8 protein-coding genes are annotated in these 13197 nt (G+C 36.5%); 1 reads left to right on the top strand and 7 read right to left on the bottom strand.

The annotated features are described in order from the left end of the window. Positions 1–25: 25 nt before the first annotated feature. From J7604_RS01270 to J7604_RS01250, 5 genes are all read right to left on the bottom strand, one after another. Positions 26–1684: a 3-coathanger stack domain-containing protein gene (locus J7604_RS01270; protein WP_293890037.1), complete on the bottom strand. Its 1659-nt coding sequence runs from the start codon at positions 1682–1684 to the stop codon at positions 26–28. A 66-nt stretch (positions 1685–1750) separates the two neighbouring features. Beyond that, positions 1751–2812, bottom strand: coding sequence for a hypothetical protein (locus J7604_RS01265; protein WP_293890036.1), 1062 nt, complete (start codon positions 2810–2812; stop codon positions 1751–1753). 586 nt (positions 2813–3398) lie between these two features. Then, positions 3399–5762, bottom strand: a complete 2364-nt coding sequence (locus tag J7604_RS01260) for a T9SS type A sorting domain-containing protein (protein ID WP_293890035.1) — start codon at positions 5760–5762, stop codon at positions 3399–3401. A 251-nt stretch (positions 5763–6013) separates the two neighbouring features. Continuing rightward, complete coding sequence (locus tag J7604_RS01255; RefSeq protein ID WP_293890034.1) at positions 6014–6874, bottom strand: ATP/GTP-binding protein; 861 nt, start codon at positions 6872–6874, stop codon at positions 6014–6016. Between the two features lie 134 nt (positions 6875–7008). Beyond that, on the bottom strand, positions 7009–7539 hold the full coding sequence (locus J7604_RS01250) for an RNA methyltransferase (RefSeq protein WP_293890033.1): 531 nt from the start codon (positions 7537–7539) through the stop codon (positions 7009–7011). Positions 7540–7809: 270 nt separating this feature from the next. Between J7604_RS01250 and mutS the strand changes: the two genes are divergently transcribed. Next, entirely contained in the window at positions 7810–10437 is a 2628-nt protein-coding gene (gene mutS, locus J7604_RS01245) for a DNA mismatch repair protein MutS (RefSeq protein WP_293890032.1), read from the top strand. Positions 10438–10548: 111 nt separating this feature from the next. Here the strand turns inward: mutS and J7604_RS01240 are convergent, their stop codons facing one another. Both J7604_RS01240 and J7604_RS01235 read right to left on the bottom strand, forming a co-directional pair. Next, positions 10549–11532 carry a radical SAM protein gene (locus J7604_RS01240; protein ID WP_293890031.1) on the bottom strand — a complete coding sequence of 328 codons (984 nt, stop codon included), beginning with the start codon at positions 11530–11532 and terminating at the stop codon, positions 10549–10551. 55 nt (positions 11533–11587) lie between these two features. Next, positions 11588–13060 (bottom strand): alkaline phosphatase PhoX, encoded by a 1473-nt coding sequence (locus tag J7604_RS01235; protein ID WP_293890030.1) that lies wholly within the window; start codon positions 13058–13060, stop codon positions 11588–11590. Positions 13061–13197: the final 137 nt, after the last annotated feature.

Raw genomic sequence — 13197 nt, 5'->3', positions numbered from 1 at the left:
ACAATATTCGTTTTGAAATATATAGTTATTGAATCACTACTTTTTTCCCATACTGTTCATTTCCATTCTTGATATTCAAATAGTATAGTCCTTTTGGAAAACCTCCCATACTAACTTCAAGCATATTGCCATTGAACATACCTGGTGTAATTGTCATTACAGCCTCTCCTTGACTATTGCTTATTGTACCAATTACATTTTCAGATAGCTCAAAATTACATTGTACAGAAAAATTCCCTGAAGTAGGATTTGGAGAAAGTACCAAGCTACTAGTCAACGCCACATCAAATGATTCCTCAGCCATTCGATATGTTGAAGAGCAATTGGGTATTTGCGCTGCAGCACAGCTCTGAATTGATGCATCAAAAATACTACCGTTCTGAGCTTCGAAACCTGGTTCCATATCAATTGAAACACCCGCTTTAAAAGTAACACTGGTAGAAGTATTGACAATCACAGAACCAGAGGTCTTTATTATCTCATAATTTTGAGTCATACTAGGAAGACCTCCTCCACTACCCGAATTAACTCCACTATAAGTCTTTAAGCCAAGACATGATGGAATAGAAAATGGTGCAGAATATTTTAAACCATCTATCTGATCTACCAGCGTATAAACATTTCCATCTGCATCATAAGAGATTGGGTTGCTTACATTAATAGTTTTTACAATCGAAGGGCTAGCCGCACTAGGATCAAAACCTTTTAATTGAGTTCCATTAGAGGCATAAATGTAACCATCATAAGCAAGTTCAAGCTGAGAAGTACCCAGACCAAAGGATCCTTGCACTTCAGTACTGGCGTGACTATTCAAATCAATTTTGTAAATTTTATTTGTAATATATTCAGCTGCAAATATACTTTTGCCATCCTTTGAAAATTCGACCCCTGCAATTCTTCCCCAATTCGAAAATGGAAAATACGTCTCATAAGTATTGTTGTCAAGGTTATACACATATATATATGGTACATCACTCGCCTGAGTGCCAAAAGCTAAATACCTTTGATCGTGAGAAAGCTCCAGCTCATATCCTTTGAAAAAACCTGAAGTATTTGATAGCTGCACACCCATATCAATTCCACTGCTTGTAACTTTATATCTTGTTATGGTGTGTTCCGAACCATCCAAAATGTATAAATAAGAAGCGAAACTTGATCCATCTTCAAAAGGGATGGACGAAGCATAAGTCGCATCAGATGGGTCATCTATTGGAATATATCCTCCAGAAGTTGAAGTCCAAGTACCATTGGAATTAACTGAAACCTTCGAATAAACTAAATAATAGGAAGTAACAGCTATCCCATTTTTTATACCATTTACCGTAGTATACCCCAAGACATAATAACTGTTACACTCTCCTGGAACCGGAATAATCAACTCTTCCTTACCCAATTGATCAATGTAAAGATCTCCTGTTTGCCCGGTACGACCTTGAGCATCACTACCAGCAACATAGAAACTAAGATTACCGGAAGTATTATGTATTCCATTGGCAATACTAGCTTTAGTGAGAGCACCAGTACCAATCGATGAAACCGTTGGAGTTGCTGTGGTAAAATCTATCCTATACGGTGGAAAATACCAATAAGGATTCTGAACCTGCGCAAATGAGACAATGCTCTTCAGCATCAGTACAGTAACCAGCAGATAATAGGGTTTATTAAATATATATCTATTTTTCATAGCGCTTTTCCTTAATAATCATGATTTTTTTAAAATGCATCTGTCAAAAATCTCTTTTTGAAAGCACTATTTCTTCAACAGTTCAAGCTCCTTTTTCATTTCTGTATTCTCTTTCTTAAGCTCAATCATATAAAGAGTCAGTTCTTCAATTTTCTTTAAAAGAATTGCATCCATCTCAGCAACGTCAATTCCTTCTGATTCAACTTTCTTTGCTGAAGGAACTTCTGGAAGATGTTTATTTTCCTTAATAAATTGTTCAACTTCTGAAAGTGGCCTTAACTTATAAGAAGATTCAAATACATAATCAGCCCATCCTGAGGTTGACAGGTCACATTTAAATCTCTCTGCTCTCACTCCTCCGCCTTTTACATAAAGGCCAAAATCATTTAATGTAGCATAATTTGATACGCTGGCAGGATCTCCAATGAAGACTTTACCATTAGGGTTTATTGACATCCTTATAGCTGCAGCAACCTGAGCAGTAGATGCCCAAGATTCTGAAGCTCCACCGCTATATGCTCCGGATTTAAAAGTTACAAAATTAAGGCCTCCATCAATTGTCCCAAAAATTAGCGAACCTCCATTTTTAGTCCCATCAGTCAAAAGGTGAAACCCATTATCACTCTGACGAGCTGTATTAAAACCGATATATCCAATTCCACCAGAATATGCGGCAACTGTTCTGTCTATTGTTGTACCATCACTTAATGTATTAAGTCCCATTGTTCCCATGGTAACTCTGTTATAGGTTTTATCAAGTTGAAATGAAGCTCTTAATTCCCAAGAAGAATTAAATGCTCCTATTCCAAAACCACCTTCTCTGGTTAATGTAGCTAGGCCCTTCCAACCTGGAGATGATGTAGTCCCAGTTTCCTTTGTAAAGTTAATTGCTCTCCAATATGTTGTGGAACCTGCTAACAAATTAAGCGCGCCTGGTTGATCTGAATTACTATTCCCAACAAATTCGATTGTTGGACCGTCAGCACTTGAGGTATTTCCACATACCCTGTAAGCATCTGTAGTTCTTCCCGCTTTGATATCTTGCCCTGGTGTATAAGTTGGATTCTGAGCAAATAAGCTCCCTGAGCATAAGCATAATGCTGCTGCTAAAAATTTGATCTTTTTCATTGTTTTTTTTGGTTTGGTTTAAAAATTATAATTGATAGAAAATAAAATATGTTGAATTAACTGTCAGAAAATATTTTATATCTGAAAATTTAAACAAATAGACTAAAAAGATATATTTATCGACTATAGCGCGCAATTTTCACATTAAAAATTTTATTTTCAATACTTGTAAAATCATTTCATACAAATTTTTGTTTCTTTAAGTCCCATTTTATATCTAGGACTTACTTTTTCCTGGATAGTAACAAAATCAAAAATTCTTACCTGTCTTGATATATGCAATGTTAAATTTATTCATCGAAATTTATTTGCGTTGATAAAAAATTTCAGAGCTCAAAAAATCATAATTATTTACAAGATACTCAAAGAGGTATTTTATAAGTTTAAAGAAAAATTTATGCTCATCCTTCAATGCTATATGACATAGTTGAAAAGATTAATCATTTTAAAAAATAGTTTTTCCTCAGCAAATACTGATTAACGAGCAGTATCTATGTATTTTCTTTTTAAAGACAGCTCAGAAAAAAAACGTTGCACCTGTCTTAGATCAAGACTGATGCAACGTTTTTTTTATTTTTATAATAACTTAGTACTTAATCAACTTCTCTGTAAACTCTTCATTACCTTGCTTTACCTTTAGATAATAAAATCCTTTGGATAAAGATGTCAGATCAAGCTGCAGTAACCTTCCACTTTGAGCCAGAACAGTTCTTCCAAGGCCATCTGTAACCGTAACTTCAGACAAGGCTTCTGAAGTAAAGTTATAAATACCTTCTGAAGGATTAGGATATACATTATATACTTTATCGTGCTTGTTATCAACGCCAGTTATAACAAAGGAGATATTTGAAGATTCAAATTTTGTTCCATCTATATCTTCCAACTCTACGTTATAATCACCGCTTTGCACAGGAGTAAAGATTCTTTGATTCGCACCTTCAATAACATGTCCACTTCTTTTCCATTTATAGGATCTTGCTTCAGAAGCCTTTAGTGATGAGCCTTCCTGTTCAATATAAGTGCCAAGCATAAAGTCCTTCAGATAAATTGTCCCATTAAAGATTTCTGTATCGTAAATACTACCAGCTCCAGGGTTGGCCTGAAATATAATATTCTTCACTTTAGTCCAATCAAATGCAACGGGACAAAGACAGTTAGCCCAATCAATGGCAATACCTCCTGTAAGATCAATATCGACAGCCTTTTCAGTATTTGCAGGAATTAAAGTCTCTGCAGTAACAGTTTTCCATAACTCCCACTCTCCATCAGGTTTTAAGACATTAACTGTAACTCCATTTATATCTGTAAGCTGAACCCAAAAATCCAGATCTATATCTGTTGTATTTTCTACAATTAAATGGATATTCGCATTATTGGTAAGGTCTAATGTTGAATCAGTACTTTCGCTTGCCCATTGAAGACCAAATGAACTCCAATTTGGATCTCCATTTGTAACATCAACTTTTAATTTACCATCACCATTTCTTGTCAATTGATATACGGAAGAAGCCCACCAGGTCATAGGATATCCGGATGCCACGTTTGTATAGGGTTCTACTGTGCCAAAATCATCACGAACAAATGTTTTATTAACTCCATTTAACATAGAAATTGCGGCAAACTCAGAATTAGAAAAGTTAGGACATACATCCTGAGAAATATTAACTTTATATTCTCCGGATATTGTAATAGTATATTCCTTACTGTTTGCTCCTTCAATGGGCTCACTGTATCTATACCATTGATAGTAGGATGCATCCGATGATGTTAACAAATAACCATTCTTTCCGATAACTGGTGCATCGCCCACTGAATCTACGACTACAGATATTTTAGAAGATTCTGCTGTTCCGCAGGAGTTTGTCAATTCCACATAAACATCTCCTGAAGAATTAGCAAATTTAATATTGGCAGAATTTCCTTCCGTCTTTATTATTGACGCTCCATCAGGAATATGCCACAAATAACCAGTTACAGAATTATCCGCCACTACTGAATAGGTCCTTTCAGTATTGCCACAAACAGTAATAGGCCCATTTAGGGATGTATTGGAAAATATTTTAATCAATTCAACTTTCTTTGATCTTACTGGACCATCACAACCTTCCATTGAAGGCTTCACAGATACTACTCCTCCTTTAGAGCCAAAGTTTACTACAATCGCATTAGAGCCTTGACCTGAAACTATTGTAGCATCATCAGGCACAGTCCAGGTGTAATTGGTTGCATCTATAACCAATGGCACAGAATATTGAACTCCATTAGTGTTTTGACAAATGGTATCCACTCCGACAATAGATTGGGGCATTTCCATACATGTAGGTACACCAAGTTTAAACTGACGGAAATAAACATTTTGATTAAATACAGAAAACGATCCTCCATTAAAGGTGAGAATAACTCCGACGACTTTCTCCCAATTAAAGTCTGTTCTTACACTTGGGCAATCCCAAGCATCAGTACAGTTCCAATTCTTAACTGCATAGCCTTCGCTCAAATCTTTCTGTATCTGCTTTACTGAATTTGGTTCTACTGTAGCAGAAAAAACTCTCTTCGGATTTGACCAGGTGCCATTTCCAGTGTCCTTTTCAACGCTTAACAGAGTATTATTAATATCCACCAGACTGAAGTTGATTGACAGCTCAGCAGCACCAGCATTCTCTACATTAAAATCTAAAACTGCATTAGAGCTTAGATCTATCGGCCTTTGAAAACTGATTCCAAAAGAATTAAAATATGGATCTGCGGAAGATACGTGTATGGCTAATTTCCCATCTCCATTCCTTTCCAGTGAATAGATTGGCACATTGCTGTACCATGCAGTACTGTCATAAGAAGTAGCGGTGCTAAAGTCATCATAAAAATTATAAGGATGAAGTCCGGGGGACTGCCCTTTTGCTATTATTGCCATGAGCAATAAGTTGAAAACAAAAAGTAATGTTTTTTTCATCTGGCTTTAAGTTTGGGTTAAGAATAAAAGTTGCGGAATAATCTATATTAATATTCCTTAAACTATAGACTCCTGATGATAGATTCGTTCCCAAATAATTAACAAAAATAAATTCTGAAAAATAAGAGAATTGACTTCAGGGAATAGAGGAACTTCGCCTTGTAATTACCTGAAAAATAGATGGCTTTACTAAAAATTATATAAATCAGAGCACAAAAACAGAAATTTTGGATTTGTGCTCTGCAAATATTTTAATTGCCAACTAAAGTATACGCCACCAGTTTATTTCCGAAAAAGGTCGGAACTAATACCAACTTTTGCTGAGGAATATACCAGATGTCAGCGGAATTAATTTTTTGCTCTTTAGTATCAAGCAATTTGCTGACTGTATTCCCTTTAATATAATTAACCTCACCATTCCAGTTTGAAATCAGATAAACTCCTTTGCCAATTTCAACTATACCATCACCTGAAGGAATGTTTTCCGCTATAACCTCGCTGTTTTTCTTATCATAGGAAACATTATAAAACTTACCCCCTTTCATATCTATCACTCTTAAGCCATCTTTAAGGGCAAGCAAACCATTGGGCTTCTCAAATGAATTATTTTCAAGCCATAAGCTTGCAATACCATCTTTCAGTAAATAAATCTTTTTATTTGAAGAATCAGAAATATAAACATTGCCAGAAGCATCTGTGGTAATATCATTCAAAAAAACAGCTCCTTCGATCTTATATGAGTTTTCAATCTTACCAGATAGAATATCAATGACAACAACTTTATCTATATCTGTTACATACAATTTATTTCCAACGATACCCATACCTTTAGGAGCATCTAACCCTTTGACCCATTCAAGTTCTGTGATCTTCCCGTCTGTAGCAAGTTTCGTTATAAAGCCATTGTTATCATGAGCTGATCCATCGCCATTGATATTGGCAACGTACAACACATTTCTCTTTTCATCATAGATCACCGATTCGGGAGTTTTCAGCGTGGCTTCCGTCTCCCATTTCTTTTGAAGACCTGGCTCGCCGGATTTAAAATTCAATGTAAATGACGCTGCAACAAACAGCACAAAAGGAAGGAATAATTGTCTAAGATTGAGCATATTGGTTTATATTATACATTTACGCCAATCTAAAATATATTTTATCACAAAGTATTAACTCCTCCCAATCATGTCCATATATATTTTTTTCATACAGATAATAAAATATTAAAAAAGTTAAATTCACAGATCTTCTATAAGATCACTTTCGTCGCATAATCCCATAAAACAATTCCCATGGTCACAGATACATTAAAACTATGCTTGGTTCCAAACTGAGGAATTTCTAGGCAAATATCTGTCAAAGCAATTACATCTTCTTCTACTCCAAATACTTCGTTGCCAAACACAAAGGCATACTTTTTATTCTTATCAGGAGTAAAATCCTGAAGCATCTGACTGCCCTGAGCTTGTTCTATAGAGGCAATAACATAGCCTTCTTCTTTCAATCTTATCACTGCATCAGAGGTTTTCGGAAAATATTCCCAAGCAACGGAATCTTCTGCTCCCAAAGCGCTTTTATGAATTTCTCTATGAGGAGGTTTGGCCGTAACGCCGCACAAATACACCTTTTCAACTTTAAAGGCGTCACCTGTTCTGAATGCAGCACCCACGTTGTGCATACTTCTGATATTATCAAGCACCAGAACAACAGGGTGTTTATGAGCACTTTTATATTCTTCCACGGTCAGGCGGTTCAACTCATCAAGTTTCAGCTTTTTCATATAAGGTTATTTATGAGGGTACAAAAATAAATCGGGATTAAGCATTAAAAAAATTTAATCCCCTATCAACTTATAAGAAGTTACATTCAAGTGATTGATTATATTGATTAACAGGATTTTTAGTGGCCAATTATTACTTTAGGATAAAAAGTTATTCACAATCAATGGAGAAAAAAGGAGGTAAACAGCAAAAACCGTAAATTTAAGATTGGAACAGAAAGACTTTTAACGTTTAATCCGTTCTCCAGCATCGTTTTAAAATAATTTATTATGAGTGAGACCAAATCGTTTTCAGAGACACCTCTGATGAAGCAATATAACGCCATAAAGGCAAAACACCCGGGAGCTTTATTACTTTTCAGGGTGGGTGACTTTTATGAAACATTTGGAGAAGATGCAATTAAGGCTAGTAAAATCCTCGAGATTACGCTGACAAAAAGAGGTAATGGTACTGCTTCCGAAGTTGCGCTCGCTGGATTTCCTCATCATTCCCTGGATACGTATCTTCCAAGATTAGTAAGAGCCGGACAACGTGTAGCTATATGCGACCAGCTTGAAGACCCTAAGACAGTCAAAGGTATTGTGAAGAGAGGTGTAACAGAACTGGTAACACCAGGTGTATCTTTCAACGACCATGTACTTGAAGTTAAAAGGAACAACTATCTGGCTTCTGTACAGATTGGCAAGGACTATACTGGCATATCATTCCTTGATATTTCCACAGGAGAGTTCCTCACAGCCCAGGGAGATAATTCTTATATAGAAAAACTTCTTATCAATTTTAATCCTTCGGAAATAATTTATTCAAAGGCGAAGAAACAATTATTCGAACAACATTTCGGAGATAAGTATAACACTTATTGTCTCGACGAATGGGTTTATTCCTATGATTATGGCTATGACCTTCTGACAAAACACTTTGGCACCTCATCATTAAAAGGATTTGGTGTTGAGAATCTTCCGGAAGGTATAGTTGCAGCCGGGGCTGTATTTTATTATCTCGCAGAGACAGAGCATAAAGAAGTAAAGCACATCGTGAACCTTTCGAGAATAGAAGAGGAAAAATACATGTGGCTTGATCGCTTTACAGCAAGGAATCTTGAACTTGTATACCCTCAAAATACAGAAGCAATACCTTTAATTCAAATCCTTGATAAGACACTTACTCCAATGGGAGGAAGGATGCTTAAGAAGTGGATGCTTCTTCCTTTGAAAGAAAAAAAACCGATTGAGGAAAGATTAAATGTAGTTGATGCTATAGTTCAAGATGAAGACCTTTTAAAAGGCCTTACTCAGGAAATGAGGCATATCGGTGATCTTGAAAGACTCATTTCAAAAGTGGCAGTCCGTCGGGTTAACCCTAGAGAAATGCTGCAACTAAAAAGAGCGCTGGAACATATCAAACCGGTAAAAGCTATTCTTGAACAAAGCAGTATTGAAGCTCTGAAGAAGCTTGCAGAACAATTAAACAACTGTGAGTTACTTACAGAAAAAATAAACAAAGAAATTAAGAATGATCCTCCTGTTGTTACAAACCAGGGAAACATCATTCAGGATGGCATTAATCAGGAGCTCGATGAATTAAGAAAAATTGCCTTCAGCGGAAAAGATTATCTTATCCAGATTCAGCAAAGGGAAGTTGAACGCACAGGCATTAGTTCACTCAAAATAGCCTACAACAAAGTATTTGGATATTATCTCGAAGTTACAAACGCTCATAAAGACAAGGTTCCAACCGACTGGATCAGAAAGCAGACACTTGTGAATGCAGAAAGATACATCACTGAAGAACTTAAAAACTACGAAGAAAAGATCCTTAATGCAGAAGATAAGATCTTTCAGATTGAACAGCGTTTATTTAATGAAATGGTAATTTTCGCAGAGGATTATGTATTGCCAGTTCAGCAAAACGCTAGGGCCATTGCTGTGATCGATTGCCTTGCTTCATTCGCTCAAACTGCTGTTTCAAACAACTATGTAAAACCAACGATAAACGAAAGCAAGGGACTTGTAATCAAAGAAGGCCGCCACCCGGTAATTGAACAACAGTTGCCTCCTGGAGAATCATATGTACCTAATGACATATTCCTTGACGACTCAAGTTGCCAGATCATCATCATTACAGGACCAAACATGGCAGGTAAGTCTGCATTGCTAAGACAGACGGCCTTAATTGTCCTTCTTGCGCAGATAGGAAGTTTTGTTCCTGCATCATCAGCAGATATAGGATTGGTTGATAAAATATTTACCCGTGTAGGAGCATCCGACAACTTATCTAAAGGAGAATCTACATTCATGGTGGAGATGACAGAAACAGCAAGCATCCTTAACAACCTTAGCGAGAGAAGTCTTGTACTGATGGATGAAATCGGAAGAGGAACAAGCACCTATGACGGGATATCAATTGCCTGGTCTATTGTAGAATATCTTCACAGTCATCCTAAATATAAAGCCAAAACTTTATTTGCAACGCACTACCACGAGCTTAACCAGCTTGCCAATGACTTCCCGAGAATTAAAAACTTTAATGTATCTGTGAAAGAAGTTGGCAATAAAGTAGTATTTATGCGCAAACTGAAAGAAGGCGGAAGCGAACACAGCTTTGGAATACATGTGGCACAGATGGCAGGTATGCCGAACCCAGTAGTGTTAAGGGCAAATGAAATTATGCATCACCTGGAGAAAGAAAAGGTAAGCAACAATAGTGATGACAAAATCAAAGAAATACCCAAAAACAACTTTCAGCTTCAATTATTTGAGCCTTCTGATCCAGGTTATGAGAAAGCTAGAGAGCTACTTAAAAAGTTAGACATTAATACTATTTCTCCAGTAGAGGCATTGTTAAAGCTTAACGAAATCAAGCTGATGCTGACAGAGAAAGAGTCAAGTTTAAAGTAAGATAATTAGACGTCAATTTAGCGAAAAAATTAATCAGCCATTTCGAAGATTCCGGTAGAGACAGGCGTGCATGTCGTCTCTACGTGTTACTTTAAGCTTTGTGCTTTCAGCTTAAAGCTTTAAAAGCTTCTTCCAGGTTCCTTTAACCATATTATACTTCAGTGTACTTGGCAATGCCATCCAGAAATACTTTGTAATGTCTACTGCGAAAGATGGCTGCATATAACAATTGATTGCACAACCTTCACACTGTTCATAGCGCCCTTCCAACTTCACAAGATTCTGAACTCTCTCTGACGTATAAAGGCCATAGAGATTATCTGCAATATCAAGAGACTCGATGCCCAGGTGGTAACATGGAAGCAAAAGTTTATTCTCAGGTGAAATCACAATGGTAGTACTGGCAGCTTTGCAGACCGGATCATCAATATGATTTCCTCCATGTCTTCTCAAAGCAATAAATGCTTGATTGAGGTAAATTAATTTTTTCGATGCGATCTTTTCAAGCTGTACTAAGGCCTTATCCGAAAGGCCACCATTGGTATTGACACCATTATATTCAAATACAGGATTAAGGATAAGCAAAAGATCATTTGGTAGAGACAACTTTTTATAAACCTCTTCTATCTGTTCAATGTTCTTCTCAAATACTGTAAACAAAATATCAGGCCTCTCTCCGATGTCCTTTGCTATTTTTATTGATTCGACAAAAAAGTCATAACAAGCCACACCTCTTGATTTATCATGCTCTTCTTTATATACAGAGTCTAGCGAGAAATGTAGCATATCGACTTTGCCTTTCAACTTCTCAGCATATTTGGGGTAAAGAAGGGTATTTGTAGTAACGGTAGTAATAAATCCCATGTCTTTGGCAAGGGACAATAGTTGATCAAGCTGTTGGTGCAATAATGGCTCACCACCTGTGAAATCAATTACTTTTACTCCAAGTTTCTTAAGATCTCTGAAGTTGGCTTTTGCTTGATCTAACGTAACATATGGCGAAGGTTTTTCCCAAATATCACAGAAGGAGCAACTTGCATTGCATCTATAAGTGACATAGTAATTACATAAGACAGGATGTGAAATGAGCCTCACTTAAACAAAACTTTTGTATAAATTCTGAAATAAAGGCCAAAAACACAAAAAAAGGTTATCTTTTATTCTTTCCTTTCTTCTTCAATATTGGCCCTACCGCGATTGTTACAGACCTGTTGAATGGCTCAGGGTTATCAGTGTCAGGATGTTGAATATTTAAAAAATAGGTCGAATAATCTGGCGTAAAATAACCGCCGGTGGTTTCAGCACCTACAGGAGCTATCAAAAATCTTTTCAGATCATCCACCACAGGATTTTTAATGCTTAAATCAAGCCACCATATTTCATTCACAACTTTGTCCTTTTTAAGAAATTCTTCCGGCACTCTACCCCTTGTGTTATTAATGATATCTTCATTTATAACAAGATACGTTTTACCTTTTAACTTAGCATAGGTAATTCCGTCTGGATTAGAGAAATGTTTATCGACATTTCTAAGTCCACTGCCACCTGCAATCAAAGGCTTAATTGAATTAGTGGAAGGGTTGAATTCAAGAACCGCCCCATATGGATAATCGTACGCTCCTTTTTCGTTTTTTGTAGTTTGTATATGATTCGCCCAGGTGGAGTTTATCATAACCGATTTATCCAGATTAATTTCATCCTGACCCGTTTCTGATATATAAATTTTACCGTCGACCAGCGTAAGCCATTCCATGCGTACAAAACTTGTTGCTCCTCTCTGTAAGGCAATATTTCTTGATTCAATCAAAGATTTCATATCTGAAGGGAGATGTATCCAGGTCCCTCCGTTTCCATTAGCGTTTTGCTGGTATGCAAACAACTTTCCTTTAGATAAATCACCCGCCTTGTCGGCAATAAACTTATAAAATACAGAAGGAGTAAAGTCATCCGTTAAATAAACTGTAACGCTGTCAGGCATAAGCAGTATACCTTCATGTGAGCACCTTCCCATTGCATACAGTTTTCTTAACGCAATTTTTGAAACAGGATCAATCTCTACCACCCAGCCCATATTCTGATATCTTTTCATTCCATTAAAATCACTTGTATCTCTGGAACCACGGCCATCCATGAACAGCTCTGTATTTGAAGCGGGAGGAAATTCCTCAGCGCTTAAGATAGTTCCCCAAGGAGTCAAAGCCCCACTGCAATTTTTAAAAGTACCTCCCACCTTTGAAAAATCAACCGCATTAAAAACACCTTTATTAATCCATCTTCCATCAATTTTATTTACTTCAAAAACAGTTGCGCCTCCTCCATCTCCCAATGTTACGCTTGTATCATTCGATTCGTGAGAAACAAACAAAAAACCGTCAATGCCAATTTTCCCTTTTGGAATAAAGCAACTATAATCATGTTCTCCTTTTGAAGTAGTCTTAGCTCCTTTAACATTTACCACTATCTCCCCTTCCCTAAACAACTGGTCATACCGAATACCTTTAGGTAAAGTAATACCTGAGCCATCATATTCTTTTGCGAGCTGAAAACGTTGAGGTAAAGCAGGAAAAGAAATTATGATAAAAAGTAAAAGGCTAATGCTTATCGATTTGTAAATGTTTAACATGTTAACGCTACGATTGGACTCATGAAAAGACAAATTATATGGCAAATGTTAACCTTGCATTAACACCATGTTAATTGTAACACTAAAAAATACCAAGTTGTATAACATGGCTTTTAGAAAAATGTTTACAGAATCCG

The sequence above is a fragment of the Sporocytophaga sp. genome (assembly GCF_017745095.1).
Classification (GTDB): Bacteria; Bacteroidota; Bacteroidia; order Cytophagales; family Cytophagaceae; genus Sporocytophaga.
The sequence above is the reverse complement of the archived record's forward strand: the minus strand, read 5'-3'. Positions and strand labels throughout refer to the sequence as shown.